The organism is Candidatus Microthrix parvicella Bio17-1 (genome assembly GCF_000299415.1).
In the GTDB taxonomy this organism is placed as follows: Bacteria; Actinomycetota; Acidimicrobiia; order Acidimicrobiales; family Microtrichaceae; genus Microthrix; species Microthrix parvicella.
Window position 1 is genome coordinate 1068511 of record NZ_AMPG01000001.1, and the last position, 26162, is coordinate 1094672.

Below are 26162 nucleotides of genomic sequence, written 5' to 3' on the forward strand. Positions count from 1 at the left end.
CCTGACGGCTTGTCAATAAACCTCCCCCACGCTAGGTTTATTGCCGAACGCAACCGCAGGAGCAGCATGACTGACGTCATCGACACATTCGTAGAGCGGGAGTACGCCTACGGATTCCACAGCGACATCGACACAGACTTCTCACCAAAGGGGCTGAACGAGGGTGTCGTCCGGTTAATCTCCGCGAAGAACAACGAGCCCGAGTGGCTGTTGGAGTGGCGGCTCAACGCCTTGGAGCACTTCCTCGCCATGGAGGAACCCACTTGGCAGAACGTGCATCACCCGCCGATCGATTTCCAGGACATGCACTACTGGGCGGCGCCCAAACCCAAGGGGGAAGGGCCCAAAAGCCTCGATGAGGTCGACCCGGAGATCCTCGAGACCTTCAACAAGCTGGGCATTTCGCTGGGAGAGCAGGAGCGGCTGTCCGGCGTAGCGGTGGACGCCATCATCGACTCGGTCTCGGTGGCCACCACGTTCAAGGCGACGCTGGCCGAGGCGGGCGTCATCTTCTGCCCGTTCTCGGAAGCGGTCGCCGAACATCCGGAACTGGTCAAGAAGTACCTGGGCACCGTGGTGCCACCCCGCGACAACTTCTTTGCCGCACTCAACTCGGCGGTGTTCTCCGACGGGTCGTTCTGCTTCATCCCGGCAGGTGTGGCCTGCCCCATGGAGCTGTCCACCTACTTCCGCATCAACGCCGCCCAGACCGGTCAGTTCGAGCGCACCCTCATCGTCGCCGAGGAGGGTGCCAACGTCAGCTACCTCGAGGGCTGCACCGCCCCGATGCGCGACGAAAACCAACTGCACGCAGCGGTGGTCGAGTTGGTGGCACTCGACGACGCCAGCATCAAGTACTCCACCGTGCAGAACTGGTATCCCGGTGACGCAGAGGGCAAGGGTGGTATCTACAACTTCGTCACCAAGCGTGGTCGCGCCGGCCATCGGGCCAAGATCTCGTGGACCCAGGTGGAGACCGGCTCGGCGATCACCTGGAAGTATCCCAGCGTCATCCTGCAGGGCGACGACTCGGTCGGCGAGTTCTACTCGGTGGCGGTGACCACTGCGTTTCAGCAGGCCGACACCGGCACGAAGATGATCCACATCGGCAAGAACACCAAAAGCACGATCCTCGCCAAAGGCATCTCGGCAGGGAAGGCCCAGAGCACCTACCGGGGCCAGGTCAAGGTGCTTCGGTCCGCCGAGGGCGCCCGCAACTTCACCCAGTGCGATTCGCTGCTGATCGGCTCGGAGTGCGGCGCCCACACCTTCCCTTATGTGGAGGTGAAGAACGAGACGGCTCAGGTCGAGCACGAGGCCTCGACGTCCAAGATCGACGAGGACCAGCTGTTCTACTGTCGCCAGCGCGGCCTCGATGAGGAGGACGCCGCCTCAATGATCGTCAACGGATTCTGTCGCGACGTCTTCGACGAACTCCCCATGGAGTTTGCGGTCGAGGCACAGGCACTCATGCGACTGAGCTTGGAAGGAACGGTGGGCTGATGCTCTCCATCAAGAACCTCACGGCAACCATCGACGGCAAGACCGTCCTCAACGGCTTCGACCTGGAGGTGGGCGCTGGCGAGGTACACGTGCTGATGGGCCCCAACGGCGCGGGCAAGTCCACGCTGTCCAACGTGCTCACGGGCCGTGACGGCTACACCATCGGCGGCACCGTCGACTTCGACGGTGAGGACCTGATGGCGATGGATCCCGAGGACCGTGCCAAGGCCGGCCTGTTCCTGGCCTTCCAGCACCCCACCGAGATCCCCGGCGTGGGCAACATGTATTTCCTTCGCACAGCGGTCAACTCACGCCGCACCGCAATGGGCCTGCCCGAGATCGCCGCAACCGACTTCCTGAAGCAGGCCAAGGCTGCAATGGCCCTCCTCGACATGGACCCCGCCTTCCTCAGCCGCTCGGTGAACACCGGGTTCTCCGGCGGCGAGAAGAAGCGCAACGAGGTGCTCCAGCTCAGCCTGCTCGAGCCCCGCCTGGCCATCCTCGACGAGATCGACTCCGGGTTGGATGTCGACGCGCTGCGCGTCGTGGCCACCGCGGTCGAGGCGCTGCGGTCCCCCGACCGTTCGATGATCATCATCACCCACCACCCCAAGCTGCTCGAGTTGGTTCGTCCCGACTTCGTGCACGTGCTCACCGGGGGCAAGATCGTGCGCTCGGGTGGCCCCGAACTGGCGACTGAGATCGAGGCGCAGGGTTACCTGACCGGCGCCGCCGCACCGGCGTAACCATGGCCGTGACCAACACCGCCTTCGAAGTCGCCCCCCTGGAGCGTCTGGTCCATCCACTGCCCACCGAGTCGGCCAATGGCACCGCCGCCCGGCGCTCCGAGGCGTTCGCCTGGATCGCCGAGCACGGCATGCCCACCCGGCACGACGAGCCATGGCACTACTCCCCCCACAACGAGCTCGGCACCGCCATGGGCAACGCCGCACCTGCGCAGGCCCGGTCGGTCGACCCGTCGACCATCGAGTCGCTCGCAGGGCAACATGGCGGCCCGCGTTTGGTGTTCGTCAACGGGTTCTACTCGGCCGATCTGTCCGACCCGGCCACGTCTTCCGAGGTGTGGTGCGGGCCCGGCGGCCAGGTCCCGTCCGAACAACACTCGCTGGTGGAGACCGCCGAAGCCCGTGAGTTCACCGATGGGTTCCATGCGCTCAACCGTGCCGACGGGGGCGAGGCCGCCGTCGTAATCGCCGCACCAGGGTCGACCACCGACGCACCGATTCACATCGTGCACCTGACCGCTCCCGGCGACACGCTGGAGGTCGCTCATCCCCGCACGGTCATAGTGATCGGCCAGAACGCCAGCGCGGCGATCATCGAATCCTTCGTCGGCCTCGATGGCGCGGCGCTGCGCAACACCGACACCACGATCTCGTTGGGTGCCGACGCCACGCTCACCCATCACCGGGTGCAGACCGAGGCCGGCGAGGCGATCCACATCGGCCACACCGACGTCATCCAGGCCGCCAACAGCACCCTGATGTCCACCTCGGTCATGTTCGGCGCTCGGATCGCCCGCAACGCCTTCCGGGTGGAGTTCACCGGCGAGCACGCCACCGCCAACCTGTCGGGCATTCAGGTGCTCAACGAGGGGCAGCGCCACGACACGATGATCACCGCCGATCACCGGGCATCGAGCTGCTACAGCGATCAGGAGTTCAAGTCGGTCATCGAGGAGCGTTCCCGCAGCTCCTTCAGCGGCCACATCATCGTGCGCCCGGGCGTGGTCGACACCGACGCCCACCAGACCAACCGCAACCTGCTCCTCAGCCCCAACGGGCAGGCCGACACCCGGCCGTGGCTCGAGATCTTCGCCGACGACGTGCGCTGCACCCACGGCGCCACCGTCGGTCGTTTGGACGACGAGGCGCTGTTTTATCTGCGCAGCCGCGGCATCGAAGCCGACCTGGCCCGCAGCATGCTCATCGACGCATTCATTCGCGAGGTGATCGACACCGTCAAGCCAAAGTCGCTCCGCGATCACCTGAAGGCGATCGTCGCCGCCAAGCACGCCGAGGTGTCGATCGGTCACGACGATCTCCACCGGGAAGCCAAGCGTCTGGACGCGTCGTGAGCGGCATCGCGTCGGCCATGCGTCCGCTCTCGCGGGACTGCGACGCCGTCACGGTGCCCAACGGTGAGAAGGTGGTCCTCTCGGAGGGCGACAAGGTTCGAGTCGTCCAGGAGCTGGGCGGCAGCTTCACGGTGAAGACCGACTACGGCAACCTGATGCGCGTCGACGGCATGGATGCCGATGCGCTGGGACGGGAGCTCCCCAAAGAGCTCGCCGACAAGATCGCACGCGACGCCGAACGGGCAAAGGGGCCGTTCTCGATGGAGTACGTCGAGGAGGCGCTTCAGGAGGTCTACGACCCCGAGATTCCCGTCAGCATCGTGGAGCTGGGGCTGGTGTACCGGGTCGAAGAGGTGATTCTGGACGACGGTCGTCGTCGCATCGAAATCGACATGACCATGACCGCGCCCGGCTGTGGCATGGGTGACGTGCTCACCGGTGACGCCAAGAAGGCCACCGAGGCCGTGCCCGGCGTCGACGAGGCCGAGGTGCAACTGGTGTTCTCACCGCCGTGGGGTGCTCACATGATGAGCGACGCGGTGAAGCTGGAACTCGGCCTGCTGTAGTTCTGCGGGAGACAGTCGGCTAGCGGCCGTCGGATTTGCTGCGAGCAGCGAGGCCGACGGCCGAGTTCGACGGCCTCTCGTTGCGCAGGAGTGGTGTCCAGCGCCGAGCGACTGCGTCAGGCACATCCGCTTCAGGCTGGTTGGCACTCGGAGCACCCTCATCCGGGAAGCCGGCGGGGGCGGCTTCGGCCTCGGGTTGGAACAGCCTCGCGACCGGAGGCACATCGCAGAAGTACGTCCCTTCCCCCGTAGGGGCAAGGCCCAAGAAGGCCAACGTCAGCAGTGTCACGATCAACAACCCCACCCAGATCCGTGCTCGAGCGACGTCACCCACGAGCACTTCTCCCTTCTCCAACTCAGCGGCCGGCAAGATCGACCTCGTTGCGTAGCGGTTGGCCCTCGACGAAACGGTTCAGGTTGTCGGCGGCCAGGTCCACCAGGTTGTCGGCATAGCGGTCGAGCGAGGTCGACGTGTGGGGTGACAGGTACAGGTTGGGTGCGTCCCACAAGGGGTCGTCGGCGGGCAGCGGCTCCACCCGGGTGACATCGAGGACAGCGGCACGCAGGTGGCCTGAACGCAGCGACTCCACCAGGTCCGGCTCGACGACGAGCGAGCCGCGGCTGACGTTGACGAAGACTGCGCCCTCGGCCATCGCCCCAAACCGTGAGGCGTCGAACATGTCGAAGGTGGACTCGTTGGCGGGCAGCGTGGCAACCACCGCGTCGCAGCGGGGTAGCAGTTCGTCGAGCGTCGATGCCGGGTGCAATTCGTCGACGTCGGGGTCGGTGTCGCCCGGCTGAGCGGAGGCCCGGGTGGCCAGCACCATCATGTCAAACGCCTTGGCCCGGCGGGCGATCGCGCGCCCGAGGGAGCCCAGCCCGACGATGCCCAGGGTGCGTCCCGCCACCTCGGCCCCCAACTGCTGGGTCCACACGTGGGCATGCTGCTGGGCGTCGAGCGTGCGGAAGTGTTTCCACTCGGCCAGCAGCCGCCCCATGACGAACTCGGCAATGCTGGGCGCGGCCAGGCCGCTGCTCGTCGCAAGGCGCACGCCCATCACCCGAAGTGTTGCCAGGTCACACTTGTCGTAGCCCGCCGAGGCCAGCTGAAACAGCTCCAGCCGGGGAAACAGCTCGGCCGCATCGGCGGGAAGGTCGAGTCCGACCAGCACCTGCGTCCGTGCCCACGCCTCGCGCAACTCGCCGGTGATCTCGGGCGTCTCCATCCCTTCAGGGTCGACACCGCCGTTGCGGGCCTTGGACGAACGCACCTCCAGCGGCTCGACATACGGCGTCCAAATCAGCTCCACCCCGGGGTGGGCGGCCATGATGCGCCGCTCCATGGCCGGAATGCGCTCGGACACGGAAACGGCGACGACCAGGCCATCGGTGGATTCGTTCATGGGTGCGACCCTACGGCGGGACCGCTCAGGCGATATGGGCGTCGGCGACTTCCAGGGCCTTGTCGATCGCCGCCAAACCGTTGCGCACGTCGTCGTGGCTCGTATTGCACGGCGGTGTGATGTGTATGCGGTTGAAATGGGCGAACACCCACACACCCAGCTCCTTGATGGCCGCCACCACGTCGTTCATCGGTTTGGCGGCGTCGCCGGCAGCGTTGTACGGCACGTACATCTCCCGGGTGGCACGGTCACGCACCAACTCGATCGCCCAGAATGCACCGAGGCCCCGCACCTCCCCAACCGAGGGGTGGCGCTCGGCCATCGCCTCCAGTTCGGGCCCGATCACGTCGTCGCCAAGGGTACGGGCGGCATGCAAGGTGCCCTCCTCCCGAAAAACGCCGATCGAAGCCACCGCTGATGCGCAGGCCAGCGGATGGCCGGAATAGGTGAGACCACCGGGATACACCCGCTCGTCGAACGTGGCTGCGATGGCATCGGACATGATCACACCGCCCAGCGGCACGTAGCCGGAGTTGACACCCTTGGCGAAGCAGATCAGGTCGGGGGTCACGTCCCATCGCTGGATGGCAAACCATTCACCGCAGCGGCCGAAACCTGCCATGACCTCGTCGGAGATCATCATGATGCCGTGGCGGTCGCACAGCTCGCGCATACCGACGAGGTAACCGTCAGGCGGTACGAGGATGCCGTTGGTGCCCACCACAGGCTCGATGATGATGGCCGCCACATTGTGGGCGCCCTCGAACATGACCAGTTCCTCGAGGTGGGCCAGCGCCCGCTCGCATTCCTGCTCCGGGCTCTCGGAATGAAACGACGATCGATACGGGTAGGGCCCGAAGAACCGCACCACTCCCGGCATTGAAGGTTCCGATGCCCAACGACGCGGGTCGCCCGTCATCGTGATCGCTCCGGCGGTGGCGCCGTGATAGCTGCGATGGGCGGACAGGATCTTGTGTCGCCCGGTGTGCAGCCGGGCCATCCGGATGGCGTTCTCGTTGGCGTCGGCACCGCCGTTGGTGAAGAACACCTTGTTCATACCGTCAGGTGCGACGTCGGCGATCAGCCGGGCGGCCTCGGAGCGGTCGGCGTTGGCATGGAACGGACCGATCGTCGCCAAGCGTCCGGCCGCCTCCTGAATGGCCGCCACCAGCGTGGGGTGGCCGTGGCCCAGGTTGACGTTCATCAGTTGCGAGCTGAAGTCGAGGTACCGGTTGCCGTCGAAGTCCCAGATCCAGCTGCCTTCGCCACCGGCGATGGCCACCGGGTTGATCAGGGCCTGAGCCGACCACGAATGGAACACGTGAGCGCGGTCATTTGCAGCGGTGTCGGTGCCGTTCCAATACAGCGGCGCGGCGGACGGGTCGTTACTCAGGGATCTCCTCCCACCACTGACACCACCACTCACCGCCGACGAGGATGCGCAGCTTCTGGTGCCAGCAATAGGAGATCTCGGCCGTGTTCTCCAGGTAATACAGGCAGTTGTCGCAGCGTTCGTCGCCCTGGGGTTTGGCCTTCAGGACGGCGTTGTCGGCCAGGTGGCGCAATTCGATCGACAACTTCTCGTCGATCTCCTTGGGCTCCGGATCGGGAATCACGTAGTCGCTCACAGCTCGATAGTAGCCGGCGACACACGGCCGGCAAGCCGAAACGGCGAGGCCATCAATTTGGGCCCCAATCACCTGCGGCGCCGCGGCGCACTCAGGCGATGGCCGAGTCCTCTTCGCGTAGGCGCGGAGTGGTCTTGTTCTCCGGCTTGACGCCACGCTTGTCGGCGTAGAAGTCCCTGAACCTGTCCATGTCAGCCGAGACGTCGCCCGACGGGATGACGGTCGGGCCAAACCCGCCGGTACGGGTGGGACCGTCGAGGTACGAGGGCACGATCGGCATCTCGGCATCCAACGCAATGCGGTAGAAGCCCGACTTCCAATACTCGCCGCGCTCCCGAGTGCCTTCCACCGGTATGACGAGCGCAAGGGAGGACGTGCTGCGGGCCTCGGCCACCAGGTCATCAACCAGGCTGCCAGGGTTGTTTCGATCCACCGACACGCCACCCAATCGACGGAACAGCGGACCGAGCAAGCCATCAAACATCTCGCGCTTGCCCAGCCAGCGGGGCGACAGGTCGCTGGCCCACGCCATGCACAGCATCAAGATGAAATCCCAGTTGGATGTGTGGGGGGCGGCGATCAACAACATCACCGGTTCGGCTGGCGGACGGTTGACGACCTTGTAGCGACCGAGGGTCAAGGCGAGGCGGGCGACGGTCTTCTTCACCTCACAACCGTACCGGCAATCGATGGCGGCACCCCGGCGCGGCGAGGGGCCCTCCGGGGTGGCAGGCTGTGCTCCATGCCCGACGCCGTGTTTCCGTATCGCCTGGACCATCGCTGGAAGCCGATGTTTGTGCTCCTGGGCGTCAGCAACTCGGACGGGGTCACCCTCACCGACGATGGACAGCTCAGAGCCACCTACGGACGGTTTTCGCTGGAGACCCCGTTGGCCAACGTCGACCACACCAGGGTGACCGGCCCGCACCGCTGGTACACGGCGGTTGGCATTCGGCTCAGCTTCGCCGACGATGGGCTGACCTTCGGCACCAACCACACCTCCGGACTGTGCATCGCCTTCGCCGAGAAGGTGCCCAAGGTGATCGGGTTGAAGGATCACTCGTCGTTGTGGGTCAGCGTCGCCGATCCGGGAGCCCTGGCAACCGCCATCGGACGATAACCCGGCAGCGTCCCAGGATCGCGTGGCGCCCGATACGGTGCGCCGATGGACACCGACATCGAGTTCCTTGGGCTCACTGCGGGTGACGGCCCCGGCCACTTTCACTTCACCGTCGAGAACCACCTGGCGCGCCTCGACGGCCTCCTCTACGGCGGCACGGCCATCGCCGTGTCCATCGCCACCGCCGAAGCTCTGACGAACCGCTCGCCGTTGTGGATGACCACACAGTTCATCGCCACGGCACCGGCAAACGAGCGGATCTCGGTCCACACCGAGGTGCTGGCCCCGGGTCGACGTACCAACCAGGTGCGCGTGACGGGCACCGATGCCGCAGGCGACATCATGTTCGCCTCGCTCGGCGCCACCGGCCACCACAAGGAGTCTGGACTCGCCGGCACGTTCGATCAGGCACCCACCGTCAGCCCACCCGAGCGCTCCGAACCCTGGCCCAACCCGTTTGTTGCCGTTGTGAGAAATGCCGGCATCGAAGCGGACTTCTCGAACTTCCCGACCGACCTCGGCTTCAATGCCGCACTCGACTTCCGAGAGCCCACCGTCGAAGCTCACCCCGATCCGGGTCCGGGCCGGATGTGTGTGTGGGCACGCCGCCGCGATCAGGTTGCGATCACCCCGGCGATTGCGTCGTACGTGGCCGACATGGTGCCGCTCTCAGTGGCCCACGCCTGCGGTGTCATGGCCGGTGGCATCAGCTTGGACAACACGATCCGCATCGGGGCCTTCGAGACAACCGAGTGGGTGCTCATCGACCTTCGACCACACCTGGCGGTGGGCGACTATGGCCACGGGACCGCGCACGTCTGGTCCGAGTCGGGAGCGCTGCTCGCCACGGCGAGCCAGACATCCTCGATGATGCGCTTCAGCCCAACTGATTTCGCTGCCGCCAAGCCTTCACCGGGAGAAGGCTGAGCGAGGCTCCACCCGATCACACACGGCCAAGCGAACATGTCGGGGGTACCCTGCGCCGATGGACCTGGGTATCAGCGGACGTCGGGCGGCGGTGGCGGCATCATCGGGCGGGTTGGGCCTCGCAACGGCACAGGCGCTGGCGGCCGACGGGGTGCGGGTGGCCATCTGCGGCCGCGACCAGACGCGACTCGACGCCGCGGCCGACTCGATCCGCAGCGGCGGCGGCGGCGGCGGCGGCGACGTCGTCGGCATCCGGGCAGACGTGGCCACGATGGACGGTGGCCGTGCGTTCGTCGAGCAGGCCGCCAAGGCGCTGGGGGGCATCGACATTCTGGTGGCCAACGCAGGGGGCCCACCCGCCGGCGGGTTCGCCGGTACCCAGACAGACGAGTACGCCAAGGCCTTCGAGTTGAACGCGCTCTCCACCGTTGGCATGTGCGAGGCGGCGGTGCCCGCCATGCGAGCAGCTCGATGGGGACGGGTGTTGGCCATCACCTCGGCAACCGTCCGTCAGCCCACCCCCAAGCTGATGTTGTCGACGATGGCGCGGGCCGGAGCCACCGGCTTCCTCAAGTCGTTGGCGTTGGAGGTGGCCGTCGACGGGGTGACCGTCAACTCGATCCAGCCGGGCTCGCACGACACCGAGCGGTTGCGCAGCCTCTACGGGGGAGACCTCAGCAGGGCCGCCGCAGACGTGCCGATGGGTCACGTGGGCGATGCCGACGACTTCGGTCGGGTGGCGGCGTTTCTGTGCTCGGAGTCGGCGCGTTTCATCACCGGTGCCGCCATACCGGTGGACGGCGGCCGTTGGGACGGCCTGCAATAACCCTCGGCGTTCGAACCGCCGTTGGCCTGGCTCTACGAACCGACGGGTTCGGTGGGGGTGAAACGAACCGGCAGCGATTTGATGCCACCCACCAGCGGCATGCCCATCGTCTGCAACGGTACCGGGTCGCCGCAGACTTCGATATCGGGCAGGCGGGTCAACAGTTGTCGAAACGCCACCGATACCTCCCTGCGGGCCAGATGGGCACCCAAACAGAAATGCGGTCCGGGGCCACCAAAACCCAGGTGGGGGTTGGGGTCACGTCGCACGTCAAACGTCTCGGGATGATCGAAAATTCGTGGGTCGCGATTGGCTGACGCGTACATCAGCACCACCTTGTCGCCCTCCACAAAGTCCTGGCCCGACAGGCTGAGGTCTCGCGTGGCGGTTCGCCGCATGTAGGTGACCGGCGAGGCCACCCGCACCACCTCCTCCACCGCTGTGGGGCCGATGCCGTCCAGGTCGTTTTGCCACAGCCGGCGCTGGTCGGGGTTGAGCCCCAGCAGGTTCATACCGTGGCTGATTGCGGTGCGGGTGGTGTCGTTGCCGGCAACTGCCAGCAGGATGAAGAACGGTGCGATCTCCGACGGGTCCAGCATGTCCTCGCCAACGTCGTTGTGCACCAGCTTGGAGGTGAGATCGTCGGTGGGGTTGGCACGGCGTTCCTCGGCCAGTTCGCCCATCAGCGCAGTGAGCGCCATGCCCGCTGTGAACAGCGCCTCCAGCGGGTCGCCGTCGCCCATGTACTCGGGGTCGCCACCGCCCAGAATCACGTTGGTGGCGGTGAGCACCGTCTCGAACTCGCTACGCGGGATACCCATCATGTCGCAGATGATCAGCAATGGGAACGGCTGGGAGAAGACCTGCACCAGGTCGGCCTCGCCGTCCTGGCAGAAGCCGTCGATCACCTCGGCACAGATCGTCTCCACCGAGTCCAGCACCCCCTGCAACTGCCTGGGTGTAAACGAGCGGGCCACGATGCCGCGCTGGCGGGCATGGCGGGGATCATCCATGTTGATGAACGAACCGAAGAAGTTCAGTGCCTCCTCCGGCATGTCGGGCACGGACACTGCGCCCTTGCCGGAACAGAAGTCCTTGGGCCGCTTGGAGATCTCGACGACCTCGTCGTAGCGGGTGGCAGCGTAGAACGACTCGGTCTCCGCGGTGAGCGGGTTGATGTAGGACGTGTGGGCGAATGGCCCCCGCTCCCGGATCTCGGCCATTTCAGCCATGCGTTCGGCCAGCTGACGATTCCAAAACTCTGGCTGCGCCAGTCGCATCGATGCGGTCATCCGTGCTCCCCTTGTCAACGGAAGGGACACGTTACCGAGGGACTGACCGCCAAGCGCTCACGATGTCGGTTTACGCCGATGCCGTTGCGGGTATGAGCACGAGGCTTGATACTCGGACGAGAGGACGACGCATGGCCGGATCCAGTGCAGAGCTCCACGAAGACCCCGCCCGACTGTCGGAGGGCACCATCGACCGACATCGGGTAATCGTGTCGTTGATGGAGGAGCTCGAGGCGGTCGATTGGTACGACCAACGGGTGGAGGCCACCACCGACGAGTCGCTGGCCGAACTGCTCGCCCACAACCGGGACGAGGAGAAGGAACACGCAGCGATGAACCTGGAGTGGCTCCGACGCCACGACCCGGGTTTGGACGAGCAGCTGTGCACCTACCTCTTCACCGACCGCCCCCTGCTGACGGTCGAAGAAGCATCCGAAGACGGCACCGATGAAGATCCTGCCGAAGGCCACCGCCTCCCCACCAACGGGCCCAGCGGCCTCGGTATCGGCGGGATGAAAGGACTGGAATCACCATGAACCGGCTACATCGAGAACTTGCCCCGATCTCCGACTCAGCCTGGGCGGCACTGGATGCCGAGGCGGCGGACAACCTGCGCGTGTTTCTGGCCGCCCGACGGTTGATGGACTTCCATGGCCCAACCGGAGCCACCTGTCTGCCAACCGGCCGGGTGGAGCAGGTGATCAACGGCGACGTCAGCGTGGCCCGGCTGGTCACGGTGGAAATGTTCGAGTTCAACACCCGCTTCACGATGAACCGCACCGAACTCGAGGCGCTTGAACGAGGTGCCGTCGACGTTGACTTCGATCCGCTGCGGGAGGCCGCGCGAGGTATCGCAAATGCTGAGGACAACCTGGTGTTTCACGGGGTCGAGGGCACAGCAACGAGGGGGATCCGCACGGCCGCGCCACACGAGGTTGTGCCCATCCCCCCCGATTACACCGAGTATCCCGTTGCAGTGGCGGAGGCGGTATCAATCCTGCGAGAGGCCGGGGTGGGCGGCCCCTACGGGCTGGCACTCGGACCTCGTTGCTACCGAGGGGTGATGGAATCGACCGACCAGGGCGGCCTCGTGGTGGACCATCTGCGGACAATCACCGGCGGGCCGCTGGTGTGGGCGCCCACCATCGATGGCGCGCTCCTGCTCTCGATGCAGGGCGGCGACCACCATCTTGAGGCATCGTTCGACGTGGCCTTGGGCTACCGCAACCACGACGCCGACGCGGTGGAGCTTTTTCTCACCGAGACCGTCGGCTTTCGGTTGGATGGCGATGATGCCGCCGTTGCCCTGGCACATGGTGACTGACCAGCGGGCCACCATGGCGACGACAGCAGGCGGGCACCTTCAGCTGTGTCGAAGCCAGGCCAGAAGCAGGCCCACCGGAGTGCTGGCCAGCACAAACCACAACACCGTCAGGTAGCCGATTCGCAACCAACCGCCCGCTGAGCCGTTGGTGAGCACCGACCACAGGAACACCACCAGCGCGGCGATCACAGCCACCCCGCCGATGGTGGTCAGCACCGGTGCGGCGGCCAACGTGCCAACGATGGTGAGAACACAGCCAAGGTTCCACAGCGCCAGTTCTGCGATAACCACCAGCGGCGTTGGGGATGCGCTCGCCATTGCGGCCTGTCCGACCCCAAGCGACAACTGCGCGACTCCGGCAACCAGGACGAGGAACGCCGCCACCCACGGGCCCTGCTCAAACCCGGTGGGGCGGGAGACGGCAGCCACCACCCCACCGGCCAGGATCGAGGCCGAACCCAACCAAGCAAACGGCAGTCCGCTGCGCCAGGCCACCGGTAACACCAGAACATCGCCGGTCGCCTGATCCGAGTCGGGGGAAGCGTCCGAACTCGCTGTCGTGGAAAGAGTCATGGGAATATTCTAGTGACGGAAGGATAAATGACCGGACGTCACAGAACGCCGCAGGTCAGGCCGCCTGATCGGCGGTCGGAGGCGATGACGACACCGCCCGACCGAGCACGGAGATCAAAAAGTCTGACGCTGCGGTGAACGGACGGAGGTCCCAGGTTCCAAACGCCAAGGTCTCCGCCAGGTGCGCCTCCTCGGCATGACGGCGAAACTCCTCAAACTCGTAGCCGCGATCGGCGCCGAAGCCCACCACCAGCCGACCCCCCTCTGCCAGGTGTCGGCCCAGATGCACGAGCACCTGGCCCCGCGTGCTGGGCGCCAGAAACGTCATCACGTTGCCGGCGCACAGAATTGCGTCAAAACCCCCCGCGACCCCGCGAGCCTCCAGATCCAGTTCTGCCAGGTCGCCCACCAGCCAGGTCGCCGACGGGCACACTCGCTGGGCCTCGGCGATCAACACCGGATCGACGTCCACGCCGACGACCTGATGGCCCAGCGCCACCAACTGCGAACCGACCCGTCCAGGTCCACAACCTGCGTCGAGAACGCGCGCTCCTCGCGGCACCATGGCATCGGCAAAACGAGCCTCGCCGGCCAGGTCCCTCCCCTCCTCCGCCATCTTGGCGAAGCGATCGATGTACCGCTGGGAGTGGGTTGGGTCTGCGTCGGTGATCTCGACCCACTTGCTGGTTTCAACCATGGTGCCAGTGCCTCAATCGGGTGCGTTGGTATCCGGTCGGCGACCGCTGCCTCCAAGCTAGATCCTCAAGGCCGTCACCAGCACCGCACAACCCGTCGACATCCATTCTAAAATCACTTTACATTCTTGTTAGAAAGGGTACTCTGAAGGCAGCACAACAAGGACACCCGGCCAAACCGAGCGTGCCAATTCAAAACTCAGCTGAAGAAGGAGCGTGTGCCATGAAGAAGTTTTCGTTCGCGCCAACACTGACCCTGAAGGGCCGGAAGTTCAAAGGACCCCGCGGCTGGTCGGGCAAACCGAGCCACCCGCCCCTGACCGACATCCCCATCGCTGCGTACATCATCGCAGCGGGCTTCGACGTCGTCTCAACCGCCGTCGGCGACGACACCGGCTGGGCGGCGGAACTCTGGCACGCTGGCACCTGGCTGTTCATCGCCGGAGCCGCCGTGTCGGTGTTCGCAGCGCTCACCGGCCTGGCCGATGCCCGAGACTCATCCGAGGCGGGCACCCAGGCCCGACGGACGATCAACGCCCACGCCGGGATCATGATCACCGTCACGGTGCTGGCGTTGGCAAACTTGGCGTGGCGCCTGAGCCAGTACAACACCGCGACCGCCACACCCGCCGCCATCGCCGTGCTTTCGGTGGTGATTGCAGCACTGGTGTCGGTCGGCGCCACCTTCGGCGGTGCCTTGGTCTTTGAGTACGGCTTCAACGTGGAGACCGCCGGCGATCACCCCGTGTGGCATCAGTCCGAGGACGATGTCTTCCCCGGCGAGGACTGAACGACCGTGCCCGTGGAAGCGTACCGAGCCATCAGGTTGGGGTAGCTGCGTGCGAAGTAGTTCCACAGCTGTTCGCCGTAGGTATCGGGCCGATGTCGGCTGGCCATGTCGGCCACACCGGCATCGGTCTCGTCGCGCTGGGCCATGAACCCGGCGCTCACGTGCCGCTCGCTTGCGGCCACCGTTGCCGCGAACGACTCGTCGAGCGGCAGCGGGTCCAGCCGGGCATCAAGCGACGGGCCGTGAAAATAGGCGGCGGAACGACGCCGTCGGGGCGCAATCACCCGGTGGGCGGTGGCCACGAAGTAGTTGCCGGTCATGGCCTGCAACAGTTCCCCCAGGTTGACCACCAGGCCATCTGGATGGGGCGGCACGTCCACCCACTCCCCCGCCGAATTCTGCACCTGTAACCCAGGCACCTCACCGGTGGCCAGCAAGGTGAGAAACCCTGTGTCGTGGTGGGCGTTGACCCCGGCCTGTCCCTGCGGCGTGGGCGGATAATTGATCAGCTTGGTCAGCGACATCGGGGTGTCGCCGAAATAGGTCACCAGGTGATCCTCCGAAAGCCCCAACCCCATGGACAGCAGACCGAGCAGATCGTTCGCCAACGCACCGAGTTCATCAAACCATCGCCCCATCACCCGACGGCTTCCGGGGAGCAGTTCCTCGGGCATCCACTGGTTGGGGCCCAGCAGGTTGAGATAGGCAGGCCCGTCGCCCTGGTGTTCTGGCCACTCGGACCACAGGTCGATCTGCTCGCGGATGTCACGTCGATTGTTGGTCTGCTCGGCGCCGACGGCCTCCCAACCCCGAAAGTGCGGCGAGCGCGCCTTGTCGATCAGCGCCTTGTTGTCTGCCGGAAGTGCAAAGAACCGGTCCATCAGCGTGAACACGTCGTCGATCGTCGAGGACCCGAGCCCGTGCCCGGTGACGACGACAAACCCGATCTCGTGACAGATCCCGCGCAGATGCTCGGCCAGTGCCCGCCGCTCGGCTTCATCACCGGCTCGGCCGGACAGGTCGACGATGGGGACGTGGGTGAAGTCGGACATTGCCCTCCCGCGTGGCCGGGTTTCAATGGATTGGCCAATCTACGTGCCGACCGAGTGCCGACCTCCACCGTTCCAGCGACATGAAGGTGCGGCGGCCCACACCAACGAGGGTTGACCATCCACCAACGGCCTGCCATCCTCACAGATGTGAAGACGATGACAACTGCAACCGACCTGCACTCCGACGGCTGCCAGGTTCGCATGGTCGACCCCGACCGGGTGGCCACCACCAAGGAGTTCCTCATCAACTCCGCCGAGGCCCGACGATTGGCTGACGGATTCAAGTTGCTGGGCGAGCCCAGCCGGCTTCGCATCCTCTACGCACTGTACGAAGCAGACGAGCTCTGCGTGTGCGACCTGGCGGCAGCGGTGGGGGTGACCGAAACGGTTGTGTCGCACTCGATGCGGCTGCTGCGCGCAGCAGGCATCGTGGCCAACCGACGTGACGGTCGCGTGGTCTATTACCGGCTCGATGACGCCCACGTGCGCATGCTGCTCCAGGTGTCCCGTGCCCACGACGCCCACCGGCCCGGCGCCGACGCTGAGGCCGTTGTTTGATGGGCGGCGACGGTCACAACCACGGGGCCGGGGCGCTGCGCGCCGGTGCCCGCCACCAGAAGCGGCTGATGATCGCCTTCGCCCTGATCGCCGCGTTTTTCGTGGTCGAAGCCGTCGGCGGCATACTCACCAACTCGTTGGCCCTGCTGTCCGACGCCGGGCACATGCTGACCGACGTCGTGGGGTTGGGCATGGCGTTGGCGGCGATCCAGCTGGCCAACAACCACGCTCGCAAGCAGGAGATCAGCCAGCATTCGTTTGGGCTGTACCGCCTGGAGATCCTGGCGGCGTTCGTCAATGCCCTGCTGCTGTTCGGCGTGGCGATCTACGTCTTGATCGAGGCGCTCCGTCGCTTCACCGGCACCCCGGAGGTACTCGGCATTCCAATGCTGATCGTGGCGACGCTGGGCCTGGCGGTCAACCTGGTGGCGTTTGTCCTGCTGAGGGAGGGTGCCTCCGAGAGCCTCAACGTGGAGGGTGCCTACCTGGAGGTGCTGGCCGACACGATCGGCTCGGTGGGGGTCATCGTCGCCGCACTCCTGCTGCAACTCTTCGGCTGGACCTGGGTGGACCCGGTGATCGGCGCCGCCATCGGCCTTTGGATACTGCCCCGCACCTGGCGGTTGGGGGGCCAGGCCGTGCGGATTTTGCTACAGGCGGCCCCGCCCGAGATCGACCTGGCGGAGGTCGGCGAACGCTTGGCCGCCATCCCCGGGGTCATCGACGTGCACGACCTGCACGTGTGGACCCTGACGTCCGAGATGGAGAACGCGTCAGTGCACCTGGTGGTGGAGTCGACCGACGATTCCCATGACGTGCTCGACCGGGCACGGAGCCTGCTCCAGCAGCGCTATGGCATCGGCCACGCCACCCTGCAGGTGGAGCCGGCCGACCACGAGGGATGCGACGAGCTGGCCTGGTAGCCCGCAACCGACCGCCACCGCCAACTCTCGGCCGGTACGGCCCCCGAATCGGTCAGGCCCCTCAGTGATGCCCGATGGCGAGACGACCCCGTATCGACGATCCCGAGGCCACGAAAACCACGGCGAACAAGCCCGCGCCGACCAGCACGATGGCCGGGCCGGACTGAATGTCCAGGTGATAACTCACGTTCATGCCCACGAACCCGGTGGCCGAGCCGATGACGGTGGCCAGCACGAGTAACCGGCTGAAGCTGTTGGTGAGCATTCGGGCCACCGTGGCCGGAATAACCAGTGCGGCGGCGATCAGCGTCACCCCGAGCACCTGCATGGTGGCCAGGATGGTTGCAGCCAGCACCACCATGAGCGCCGCATCGATGCGAGCGGTGGGCAACCCGGACGCCGTGGCCACCTCCGGGTCGAACGTCGTGAAAAGGAGCGGGCGATAGAACACGAAGACCAGCGCTCCAACCACCGCGAACAGTGCTGCGATGCCCCACACCTGGGCGGGCTCAACACCAAGGATGCTGCCGAAGAGCGCCGCATCGAAGCTTTGCCCCTGGCGTCCAAACACGGCGAACAACGCCAGTCCCAGCGCGAACGAAGCGGTGGTGATCACACCGATTGCAGCATCGGCCCCAATCACCCGTCGGCGTGTGACCCCATTGATCATCAGCGCCGAGGCGATGCCCCACGCGCCCGCACCCAACACAAAGTTGACGCCCAACAGCGCGCTGGCGGCGAACCCGCCAAATATGGCGTGCGACAGGCCATGGCCGATGTAGCTCATGCCCTTCAACACGACGAAGGCACCGACCAGACCACACAGCCCTCCCGCCAGGGTGGCCACCATCACGCCGTTGCGGAAGAACTCAAACTGATAGGGCCCCAGCAGGTCCACGGGTCAGGCCCCAATCCTGTCGATCGGGGCTGCAACCAGTTCGTGGTGCTCAACGACAAAGGGCATGCCGGCGTGTTCGAGCACGTCCATGCGGGCGCCGTAGGTGCGTTCCAGCACCTCCGCCGTCAGGACGTCGTGCGGGGCACCGGCACCGATCACCTCGGTGTTGAGGCACACCACGTGCGGAAGGTGGGTGGCAATACCGTTGAGATCGTGGGTGGTCAACACGATGGCGAGCCCGTCTTCGTGCTGATCCCGCGAACTCGGGCCTGGCTGGTTGAGGTCGCGCAGAAGGTGGAGGAACTCGTGACGGGTGGCGACATCCACCCCCGAGGTCGGCTCATCCATCAGCAAGAGTTCGGGACGGCCGAGTAACGCCCGGGCCACGAACACGCGCTGCTGTTGACCACCGGAGAGGTGGCGGATGTGGCGATCAGCCAACTCGGCGATCCCAAGGCGGGCCAGCACGGCGTCCACCTCCATGCGTTCGGTGCGATCCGGCCAGGGCGCCCAGCGCCGAAATCCCCCACCGCTGCGGCGGGCTCTGGCCATCAGCACGCATTCGGCCACCGTGACCGGAAACGACCAGTCCACCGTCTCCACCTGAGGCACGTACCCAACACGAACGCCAGGGCGCCGATACACCGAACCCGCCAACGGCTTCACCATGCCCAAGATGGCTTTCAACAACGTGCTCTTACCTGAGCCGGACGGGCCAACCACGCCGATGAACTCCCCTGCGCCCACGCTCAGGCTGACGTCGGAGAGCACCGGGTCCCCGCCGTATCGACAGCTGACGCCCTCGAGACGGACCAGTTCGCCCGCTACAGCCGACGTCATTGCGGGTAGTCGGCCTTGTCCTCAACGCCGTCACCGACCGCCACGGCCTTCAGCGCGGTGGCGTCCCCATCAAGGGCCTCGGTCATGGTGATGAAGTCGAAGCGCATCAGCCCCATCCACGAGTGCTCTGGTTCGCCGGGCTCGCCGGGCAGGTCGTCGTCGCGCAGCACGTCGACGTAGCGAACGTCGGCCTCGCGGCCGATCTGCTTCAGCACCGGGCTGGGAAACACCTCCGACCCGAAGATCGCCGGCACCTTCTCCCGCTTCACCTGCCCGACCAGCGACGCCACCTCCTTCGGAGTTGGATCCTCAAAGTCCGAGACCTGAATGGCGCCGACAACCTTCCAGTCGTAGGTCTTCGCGAAATAGGCGTAGGCGTCGTGGTAGGTCAGCAGCCGCCGGTTGGGAATCGTCTTGAACGAGGTGCGCATGGCGGCATCCAACTCGTCGACCTGGGCGGCGAAGCGCTGGTAGTTGGTGTCGTAATAGTCGGCGTTCTTCGGATCACGCTTCGATACGTCGTCCTTGACGATCTCGGCGTAGCGCTTTGCCAACGGCGGGTCGGTCCACAGATGCGGGTTGGGCTTTCCCCCGGAACGCGGGAAGGAGAAGTCATACAGGTACTCACTCTCAGGTATCGCCTGTGTCCCCAACTCCACCACCTCCGCGCCGTCGGCCAGGTTGGCCTGGGCCAGCTTCTTGGTGGGCTCTTCCAATTGCAACCCGTTCATATACACCACGTCCGCCTTCGACAGCACCTCGGCGGCGCTTGGCTTCGGTTCAAAGGTGTGGCTGTCGCTGCCCTCCGGAACGATTCCCGTGACCGTTGCCCGATCTCCGACCACGCTGGAAACGATGCTGGTGATCGGTGCCACCGTGGTGACGATGACCGGCCTGCCGTCGGTGGCCGTGTCCGACCCCCCGCTGCAGGCCGAAGCCGCCACGACAACCAGAACGGCGAACGCTTGCAGAGTACGCAACATGCCGTCACGTTACTGCGAATAGTTCGCAGGTGGCACAACTCTGCGTCTAGCGAATGGTCAGGGCCGCCTCGAACACCGCAAGAACGTCGGTCGCCTGATCCTCCGGCGCATGTTCCCCCAACTGCGTCATGGTCATCAGCAGCGACAAGATGATCGACACCAGCCCGGCACCAACCACCGCAGCGTCGATGTCTGGACGCACCGTGCCCTCGGACTGCTCGACACTCAGCCGGGCCGCCACCGCCTTGCGCAGCTCGGCCAGGGCCGGCAGGTCGACCACCCGATCAAGCACATCCGGCTCGTGGTTGGCCAGCACGCGACGGGCCAGCGGGTGGCGACTCACCGACCCCACCAGGCTGAACAGCAACCCGTCCCTCCAGCGATGATCCACCGATTCGTCAAAGACGATGGCCATACCTTCGGAGATGGCCGCCGCAGCATCCTCGTCCAGGGCAGCAAGGAACAGCGCCTTTTTGTTGTTGAAGTACGCATACGCGGCCGTTCCGCTCACGTTGGCGTCGCGCGCAATATCGGCAACCGACGTACCGCGGAACCCATCTCGGCCAAATCTGACAATGGCGGCCTGCAGGATGTCCTGGCGAGTCTGCTCTCCCTTACTCAACGGCGGCGAAGGGAGTCCGGCGGTTGCCATGACCACGACCCTACAACGGGTGAGTGCGTCACTAAATCTCTCGGATATCGACCGGTGATGCAGCCTGATTTCAGGTGCGAATCACCCGGGTCTCGCGCTCGCTTCCCAGCGAGGATGTGGCCCTCGGTTGGCGCTTCAGCCAACCTGCCGAAGGACAGCCTGCGCCTCGCGGCTAGGGAACCGGGAGGTTGCTCCGCAGCGCCAGCTCGTCGGCGGGTTGGGGAGCCGGCCGGGTGTCCCGGTCGTAATCACGGTCGTCCGAGGGCATCGCCAGTTGTTGAGCGAGCTTCTCGAACTGGGTCTGGAACGCTCCCAAGGTCCAACGACCGAAGATGGTGTGACCGCCCTCGTAGGCCTGCTGCTCGTATTCCTGGTGGGTGGTGACGTAGCCCATGTAGTCGTTGCAGTACGTCATGATCAGCACCTCGGTGACCCCGTGGCCATCGAGCGCCGCACGCACCGTTTCCACCACGCGCCGACCCGCGACCGTGGTGAACTCGCCCGGGCAGCAGATCAGCGCCAGTTGTCCGATCCGCACGATCTGAATCGGCAGCACGGTGGGCACCATCGAGCTGGTCTTCAACGCCCCGATCCTGGCCTGCCGCTTCATCTCGGCGAGCGACGGGTCTGCCCAGTCGGGGAGTCGCACGCGGTCGATCGGCGTGCCCAGCTGCAGCTTGGGCTTTGCCTCCATCAGGATGTCTTTGGGGTCCTGCGCCTCGTACATGCGTCGCAGCCGCTCGGCCTCCTCGACCGGCAGCTTGGCAAGCCCCCGCAGACGGCGGCGTCGCAGCAGCTTCGACTGCGCCCGGGCAGCAACCGCGATCGCCTTGGGCATGCCGGGACCATCCACGCGGGTTCCGGCAAAGAACGCCACCCCATGGCAGGGCTCGCCGGTGCGGGCGTTGGGGTGCCCGTCGACAAACCGCGGATCGGCGGTCTGCTCGGTGAGATCCAGGTAGGTCATCACCCCGTCGATCGGGCCGTCGACGCCAGACCCCCTGCCGTGCGTCGAGCTCGTTGCGGCCAGGGCCGTCTCGCCTTGCAGGTCGCCGTTGCGCCGCGCCTCGACGTACTCGGCCTCGCCGGAGATTCGATTGCGACGGGCCACATCGCCGGGGCCGTGAAAGTGCGGTGACACGTCGCCCGCGGTGGCCTGGGCGAAGATGGCGACCGATTCGTCTTCTCCCCCACCGTCGGATGCCAGGGCCTGCTCCACATACGCTGCGGCGTAGCCCTTGTTGTCACCATCGTGTCGTTCCAGCGAGTTGCCCAGGCTGGTGCAGTGCACGCCGAAGAGGCTGAGCAAGGAGGCCGGCTTGCCGTCACGCCGAGCGGTCAGCACCGACATGGTGCGGTCCAGCGCCAGGTGGGTTTCGGTCTCGGTCAGCGGCATCGCCTCGGGATTTGCCAGGTACGACCCCAGCGAACGGTTCCATGCCACATCGTCACTGGGCGCGAACTCGGAGGCATCCAGGGTGAGCTCGGTGGGGGCCGCCGCCGCCTTGGCGCCGGTGACGGCGGTGGCGCACGCCCGCACCACCGCCTCAAGGTGTTCGGGCACGAACCCCGGGGTCACGATGTTGTACATGGCTTCATGACCACATCCGCCCGGTGTGGAGTGGCTGTGGGTGCACGCCAAAACGAAGGTCTCCGGGTTGAAGTCGTCGCCCAGTTCGGCCGTCAGGGCATCGACCACGCCTGCTCGCATGGAGTGGGTGACCATGGCCATGTCGAGGACGCAGATGATCGCCGCCCGCCCGTCGGCGCCGCCCACCCACCAGGCGCGGGCATAGAGCGGTGTCTGCTGCCCCCGGGCCCGGTGATCCCACATGCCGTAGCCACACATGGCCCGACCCGCAGGTTCGATACCGATATCGGCCTTTGCCCATCCCAGTTGGTACATCAACACCCCAAGTCGTCGAGATACCGACCCTACGCGCCCCCGCCTCCCGCTCAGCGATGCGGGAGGCAACGGAACCGGTCGTGAGCAACGGAACTGGTTGTGAGCAACGGAAGCGGCTCACGTCGCACAGCACGGCAACGCGGGAATAGGGTCGCGCTTCGTTTCTAGCCACTTCCATCACCAGGAGCACGCCCCCCATGGCCATCGCCATCACCGAAGACCATCTGGCACTCGGCGAAACCGTCGCCGACCTCGCCCGCAAGCGGGAACTGTTGGAGGCCAACCACGCGCTGCTCGAAGCCGACGAGGAGGCCCTGCCCGCGGTGTGGAATGAGATCGCCGGCCTCGGCTGGCTGGGGCTGCATCTGCCCGAAGCCCACGGCGGCTCCGGGTTTGGCCTGGAGGAGTTGGTGGTCGTCGTCGAGGAACTGGGCCGTCGGGTGGCACCGGGGCCGTTCGTGCCAACGGTGATCGCCAGCGCCGCATTGGCCGCCATCGGGGACGAGGCCACCTGCGCCAAGCTCCTGCCAGGTCTTGGCGACGGCTCGCTCACCGGTGCCGTTGCCCTCCACGGCGACGTGACCATCGACGGCCACACTGCGTCCGGCAGCGCCGGGGTGGTGCTCGGTGGAGCGTTGGCCAAAATCGTGCTGGTTGCAGTTGGTGACGATGTGGTCATCGTCGACACGAGCGCCGACGGCGTCACCGTGGAGACCCCGCCCAACCTCGATCCGTCCCGACGCTCGGCCCGGATCACCCTCGACAACACGGCAGTCACCGTGTTGACCGGCGGAGCGACTGCGCTGCGCGACCTCAGCCGGGTGATCCTGGCCGCCGATGCGGTGGGCATTGCCGCCGAGTGCACCGAGTCGGCGGCGGCCTACGCCAACGAGCGCGAGCAGTTCGGTCGGCCGATCGCCATGTTCCAGGCGGTCAAGCACCACTGCGCCAACATGGCGGTCGCCACCGAAATGGCCACCTGCGCCGTCTGGGACGCCGCCCGCGCCGCTTCCACCGGCGGCGATCAGCTGAGCTACGCCGCCGCGGTCGCCGCCGCCCTGGCCGCACCTGCCGCCGACCTGTGCGCCAACCTCAACACCCAGGTGCACGGCGGCATCGCCATCACATGGGAGCACGAAGCCCACCTGTTCATGAGGCGCGCCACCACGCTGTTGTACTTCCTCGATGCCGACGGTGCGGCGGCCGACCTGGTGGACCTCTCACGCGCCGGGGTTGCGCGGGCCAAAACCGTCGAGTTGCCGCCGGAGGCCGAGACGATCCGCGCGGAGGTCCGCAGCTTCGTCGACTCGATCTCGGGGCTCTCCGAGGATGAGCGCAAGGCCCGGATGGTCGAGACCGGTTACGCCATGCCGAACTGGCCCAAGCCCTTCGGACGGGCGGCGGGTGCCGTCGAGCAGTTGGTGATCGAGCAGGAGTTCGGCACCGCGAAGGTGTCTCGTCCCAGCTACGGCATCACCGGATGGAACATCCTCACCCTCATCCAGTACGGCACCGAGGATCAGGTGGCCCGCTGGGTGAAGCCCGCCCTCGACCAGGAGGTCGTGTGGTGTCAGCTGTTCTCCGAGCCCGACGCCGGGTCGGATGCAGCCGGGGTCACCACCAAGGGCACCCGGGTTGACGGCGGCTGGCTGGTGAACGGCCAGAAGGTGTGGACCTCGGGCGCCCACTATTCGGGGATGGGTTTCGCCACCGTGCGCACCAACCCGGACGCTGCGAAGCATGACGGCATCACGATGATGGTGATCGACATGCACGCTGAAGGCGTCGAGGTGCGTCCGCTGAAGATGGTCAACGGCGGCAAGGAGTTCAACGAGGTCTTCTTCAGCGACGTGTTCGTTCCCGACGACGACGTGGTGGGGCCCGTCGACGGTGGCTGGACCGTGGCCCGGGCCACCCTCGGAAATGAAAGCGTCAGCATCGGCAGCGGCGATGGCGGCATGGCGATGCCTCCGGAACTGCTGTTGTCGGCCTTCGACGAGCACCCCGACCGTCTGGCGGGTGGCGCTGCCCGCGTCGGCCACTACATCGCCGAGCACCACTCGATGGGTCTGATGAACCTGCGTGCTGCCAACCGTGCGGTCGCCGGTGCCGATCCTGGGGTGGGCGGAGCGATCACCAAGCTGGTGCTTTCCGAGATCGGCCACGACGCCGCCTCGATTCTCACGGAGTGCTACGGCCCGGATTCGGTGTTCATGGATGGGATGGGGGCGATCAGCAACCCGATGGTGCTCATGCACCGGGCGTTGTCGATCGCCGGCGGAACGTCTGAGATCAAGCGCAACCAGATTGGCGAGCGCATCCTGGGCATGCCCCGAGACCCGCTGATCAACTGACGTCGCCGAGGGGGCGTGTCCGAGCCGCTCGGTTAGCCTGGTGTGTTCATCCGGTGGTTGACTGTGAGCCCTGACAACCGGCTCGGTTTGTTCGCCACAGCCATTCGAGACCCCGCCAGATCGGCGGGAGGAGACGATTTCATGCACGTATGGATTGACCAGGACCTGTGCACCGGCGACGGCCTGTGTGAGGAGATTGCCCCAGAGGTGTTCTTCGCGCAGGACGACGGCCTCTACTACGTGAAGGAGTCGGCGAAAAACTTCGGCACCGAGAAGAAGTTTGACGGTGACACCAACCCCGCCGGTCCCGATGGTCAGGCCCGAATCCCCGATGGGGAGATCGAAAGCGTCATCGAGGCCGCCGAGGAGTGCCCCGGCGAGTGCATCTTCATCGAGGTCGAGTAGCTCGCAACCCGCACCCCCGGTCGGTTTCCCCGACCGGGGCGGGACGGTTCAGCCGATCGGTTCAGGTGACTGGTCGGCGGCGTTCGTGAAGTTCTGATAATCCTCGGCGCGGTTGCCGTCGGTGGGGATACCGCCGTTGGCACGCAACATGGCGGCAGTGTGCATCAGGTTCCACGTCATGAACGTGCAGTTCCGGTTGGTGAAGTCGCTGTCGAAACCGGTTGGCGTGTCTGAACCCTCGACGACGTCCCCGTAGCTGGGGCCCGGCCCCACTTCGCCGATCCAGCCGCAGTCGGCCTGCGGCGGAATCGTGTAGCCGATGTGGGACATGGCGTAGAGAATGTCCATTGAGCACGCCTTCACCCCGTCCTCGTTGCCGGTGACGATGCAACCGGCGGTCTTGCCGTAGTACAGGTACTGGCCCTTGTCATTGGTCTCGCCACTCGAGGCGTACATGCGCTCGACGGCCAGGGTGGCCACGCTGGACTTCACGCCCAGCCAGATCGGCGTGCCCATGACGAAGATGTCGGCGGCCATGATTTTTGCCTGGATCAGAGGCCAGTCGTCTCGTGGCCGGCCAAATTCGGTGAGGTCCGGGTACATCCCGTGGGGGATGACGTGTTCGAGGGCATGGACGGTCTCGACCGACGCCCCTTCGGTCTTCATGATTCCCGCCGAACGACTCATCAACCGTCCGGTGTGGGAGTCGGCGGGGTCGTACTCCAGCGAGCAGTTGAGAAACAGGGCGCTGAGTTGGGAAAAGTCGGGCATCTGGACTCCTTGGTTCGACCGGGTCCTGACCGGACCCGCTGCCTCGGTCTACCCCTGCAATGGCGCGACCCAAAC

Annotated in this window: 28 protein-coding genes; 14 read left to right on the forward strand and 14 right to left on the reverse strand. The window is 65.8% G+C overall.

From position 1 onward, the window contains the following. The first annotated feature begins 66 nt into the window (after positions 1-66). Genes sufB through sufT form a run of 4 tightly spaced genes read left to right on the forward strand, consistent with a single transcriptional unit; the run spans position 67 to position 4167 of the window. A complete protein-coding gene (sufB, locus tag MPARV_RS0105195) occupies positions 67-1503 on the forward strand; it encodes a Fe-S cluster assembly protein SufB (protein WP_012224420.1) in 1437 nt (478 codons plus the stop codon). Continuing rightward, on the forward strand, positions 1503-2249 hold the full coding sequence (gene sufC / locus MPARV_RS0105200; protein WP_012224418.1) for a Fe-S cluster assembly ATPase SufC: 747 nt from the start codon (positions 1503-1505) through the stop codon (positions 2247-2249). Before sufB ends, sufC begins: the two co-directional genes overlap by 1 nt. 2 nt (positions 2250-2251) lie before the next feature. Continuing rightward, a complete protein-coding gene (sufD, locus tag MPARV_RS0105205; protein ID WP_012224416.1) occupies positions 2252-3601 on the forward strand; it encodes a Fe-S cluster assembly protein SufD in 1350 nt (449 codons plus the stop codon). A gap of 17 nt (positions 3602-3618) precedes the next feature. Beyond that, positions 3619-4167, forward strand: coding sequence for a putative Fe-S cluster assembly protein SufT (sufT, locus tag MPARV_RS0105210; protein ID WP_031277323.1), 549 nt, complete (start codon positions 3619-3621; stop codon positions 4165-4167). Between the two features lie 356 nt (positions 4168-4523). Here the strand turns inward: sufT and MPARV_RS0105220 are convergent, their stop codons facing one another. The 4 genes from MPARV_RS0105220 to MPARV_RS0105235 all read right to left on the reverse strand — a co-directional run bounded on the left by MPARV_RS0105220 (position 4524) and on the right by MPARV_RS0105235 (position 7865). Further along, positions 4524-5570, reverse strand: a complete 1047-nt coding sequence (locus MPARV_RS0105220) for a D-2-hydroxyacid dehydrogenase (protein WP_012224410.1) — start codon at positions 5568-5570, stop codon at positions 4524-4526. A 25-nt stretch (positions 5571-5595) separates the two neighbouring features. Beyond that, the gene (locus tag MPARV_RS0105225) at positions 5596-6936 is read right to left on the reverse strand and encodes an aspartate aminotransferase family protein (protein ID WP_031277324.1); all 1341 of its coding nucleotides are present in this window, start codon (positions 6934-6936) and stop codon (positions 5596-5598) included. A gap of 19 nt (positions 6937-6955) precedes the next feature. Beyond that, the gene (locus tag MPARV_RS0105230) at positions 6956-7198 is read right to left on the reverse strand and encodes a hypothetical protein (RefSeq protein WP_012224407.1); all 243 of its coding nucleotides are present in this window, start codon (positions 7196-7198) and stop codon (positions 6956-6958) included. Between the two features lie 91 nt (positions 7199-7289). After that, positions 7290-7865 (reverse strand): 1-acyl-sn-glycerol-3-phosphate acyltransferase, encoded by a 576-nt coding sequence (locus MPARV_RS0105235; protein ID WP_012224404.1) that lies wholly within the window; start codon positions 7863-7865, stop codon positions 7290-7292. A 75-nt stretch (positions 7866-7940) separates the two neighbouring features. On the opposite strand from MPARV_RS0105235, the gene MPARV_RS0105240 reads away from it, so the two are divergent. The 3 genes from MPARV_RS0105240 to MPARV_RS0105250 are packed head-to-tail and all read left to right on the forward strand — an operon-like array spanning position 7941 to position 10071. After that, on the forward strand, positions 7941-8318 hold the full coding sequence (locus MPARV_RS0105240; RefSeq protein ID WP_012224399.1) for a hypothetical protein: 378 nt from the start codon (positions 7941-7943) through the stop codon (positions 8316-8318). A 45-nt stretch (positions 8319-8363) separates the two neighbouring features. Next, positions 8364-9245: an acyl-CoA thioesterase gene (locus MPARV_RS22280; RefSeq protein ID WP_012224397.1), complete on the forward strand. Its 882-nt coding sequence runs from the start codon at positions 8364-8366 to the stop codon at positions 9243-9245. A 58-nt stretch (positions 9246-9303) separates the two neighbouring features. Continuing rightward, positions 9304-10071 carry an SDR family oxidoreductase gene (locus MPARV_RS0105250; RefSeq protein WP_020377503.1) on the forward strand — a complete coding sequence of 256 codons (768 nt, stop codon included), beginning with the start codon at positions 9304-9306 and terminating at the stop codon, positions 10069-10071. A gap of 32 nt (positions 10072-10103) precedes the next feature. Here the strand turns inward: MPARV_RS0105250 and MPARV_RS0105255 are convergent, their stop codons facing one another. After that, a complete protein-coding gene (locus MPARV_RS0105255; RefSeq protein WP_012224393.1) occupies positions 10104-11363 on the reverse strand; it encodes a cytochrome P450 in 1260 nt (419 codons plus the stop codon). A gap of 131 nt (positions 11364-11494) precedes the next feature. Between MPARV_RS0105255 and MPARV_RS0105260 the strand changes: the two genes are divergently transcribed. Further along, entirely contained in the window at positions 11495-11899 is a 405-nt protein-coding gene (locus MPARV_RS0105260; protein WP_020377504.1) for an encapsulin-associated ferritin-like protein, read from the forward strand. After that, positions 11896-12687 carry a family 1 encapsulin nanocompartment shell protein gene (locus MPARV_RS0105265; protein ID WP_020377505.1) on the forward strand — a complete coding sequence of 264 codons (792 nt, stop codon included), beginning with the start codon at positions 11896-11898 and terminating at the stop codon, positions 12685-12687. Before MPARV_RS0105260 ends, MPARV_RS0105265 begins: the two co-directional genes overlap by 4 nt. A 39-nt stretch (positions 12688-12726) precedes the next feature. Here the strand turns inward: MPARV_RS0105265 and MPARV_RS0105270 are convergent, their stop codons facing one another. Both MPARV_RS0105270 and MPARV_RS0105275 read right to left on the reverse strand, forming a co-directional pair. Then, a complete protein-coding gene (locus MPARV_RS0105270) occupies positions 12727-13260 on the reverse strand; it encodes a hypothetical protein (RefSeq protein ID WP_012224386.1) in 534 nt (177 codons plus the stop codon). A 55-nt stretch (positions 13261-13315) separates the two neighbouring features. After that, positions 13316-13957, reverse strand: a complete 642-nt coding sequence (locus MPARV_RS0105275; protein ID WP_020377506.1) for a class I SAM-dependent methyltransferase — start codon at positions 13955-13957, stop codon at positions 13316-13318. A gap of 221 nt (positions 13958-14178) precedes the next feature. Between MPARV_RS0105275 and MPARV_RS0105280 the strand changes: the two genes are divergently transcribed. Continuing rightward, a complete protein-coding gene (locus tag MPARV_RS0105280) occupies positions 14179-14745 on the forward strand; it encodes a DUF2231 domain-containing protein (protein WP_020377507.1) in 567 nt (188 codons plus the stop codon). Here the strand turns inward: MPARV_RS0105280 and MPARV_RS20850 are convergent. After that, the gene (locus MPARV_RS20850; protein ID WP_020377508.1) at positions 14709-15797 is read right to left on the reverse strand and encodes an isopenicillin N synthase family dioxygenase; all 1089 of its coding nucleotides are present in this window, start codon (positions 15795-15797) and stop codon (positions 14709-14711) included. The two genes, MPARV_RS0105280 and MPARV_RS20850, sit on opposite strands and share 37 nt — an antisense overlap. Positions 15798-15953: 156 nt before the next feature. Between MPARV_RS20850 and MPARV_RS0105290 the strand changes: the two genes are divergently transcribed. Both MPARV_RS0105290 and MPARV_RS0105295 read left to right on the forward strand, forming a co-directional pair. Continuing rightward, complete coding sequence (locus MPARV_RS0105290; RefSeq protein WP_012224378.1) at positions 15954-16355, forward strand: ArsR/SmtB family transcription factor; 402 nt, start codon at positions 15954-15956, stop codon at positions 16353-16355. Further along, the gene (locus tag MPARV_RS0105295) at positions 16355-17278 is read left to right on the forward strand and encodes a cation diffusion facilitator family transporter (protein WP_012224376.1); all 924 of its coding nucleotides are present in this window, start codon (positions 16355-16357) and stop codon (positions 17276-17278) included. Before MPARV_RS0105290 ends, MPARV_RS0105295 begins: the two co-directional genes overlap by 1 nt. A gap of 61 nt (positions 17279-17339) precedes the next feature. Here the strand turns inward: MPARV_RS0105295 and MPARV_RS0105300 are convergent, their stop codons facing one another. The 5 genes from MPARV_RS0105300 to MPARV_RS0105320 all read right to left on the reverse strand — a co-directional run bounded on the left by MPARV_RS0105300 (position 17340) and on the right by MPARV_RS0105320 (position 22557). Continuing rightward, positions 17340-18176 (reverse strand): metal ABC transporter permease, encoded by an 837-nt coding sequence (locus MPARV_RS0105300; protein ID WP_020377510.1) that lies wholly within the window; start codon positions 18174-18176, stop codon positions 17340-17342. 3 nt (positions 18177-18179) lie between these two features. Beyond that, positions 18180-19016 (reverse strand): metal ABC transporter ATP-binding protein, encoded by an 837-nt coding sequence (locus MPARV_RS0105305; protein ID WP_020377511.1) that lies wholly within the window; start codon positions 19014-19016, stop codon positions 18180-18182. Further along, complete coding sequence (locus MPARV_RS0105310; protein ID WP_020377512.1) at positions 19013-19999, reverse strand: metal ABC transporter substrate-binding protein; 987 nt, start codon at positions 19997-19999, stop codon at positions 19013-19015. The genes MPARV_RS0105305 and MPARV_RS0105310 overlap by 4 nt, the downstream gene beginning before the upstream one ends. A gap of 46 nt (positions 20000-20045) precedes the next feature. Continuing rightward, positions 20046-20651 carry a TetR/AcrR family transcriptional regulator gene (locus MPARV_RS22285; protein WP_020377513.1) on the reverse strand — a complete coding sequence of 202 codons (606 nt, stop codon included), beginning with the start codon at positions 20649-20651 and terminating at the stop codon, positions 20046-20048. A gap of 172 nt (positions 20652-20823) precedes the next feature. Continuing rightward, on the reverse strand, positions 20824-22557 hold the full coding sequence (locus MPARV_RS0105320; protein ID WP_031277328.1) for a neutral/alkaline non-lysosomal ceramidase N-terminal domain-containing protein: 1734 nt from the start codon (positions 22555-22557) through the stop codon (positions 20824-20826). A 197-nt stretch (positions 22558-22754) separates the two neighbouring features. Between MPARV_RS0105320 and MPARV_RS0105325 the strand changes: the two genes are divergently transcribed. Then, positions 22755-24911, forward strand: a complete 2157-nt coding sequence (locus MPARV_RS0105325; protein ID WP_020377515.1) for an acyl-CoA dehydrogenase family protein — start codon at positions 22755-22757, stop codon at positions 24909-24911. Positions 24912-25052: 141 nt separating this feature from the next. Then, positions 25053-25316 carry a ferredoxin gene (locus tag MPARV_RS0105330; protein ID WP_012224358.1) on the forward strand — a complete coding sequence of 88 codons (264 nt, stop codon included), beginning with the start codon at positions 25053-25055 and terminating at the stop codon, positions 25314-25316. A 48-nt stretch (positions 25317-25364) separates the two neighbouring features. On the opposite strand, the gene MPARV_RS0105335 is transcribed toward MPARV_RS0105330, so the two are convergent. Then, a complete protein-coding gene (locus MPARV_RS0105335) occupies positions 25365-26087 on the reverse strand; it encodes a flavodoxin family protein (protein ID WP_020377517.1) in 723 nt (240 codons plus the stop codon). Positions 26088-26162 lie beyond the last annotated feature (75 nt).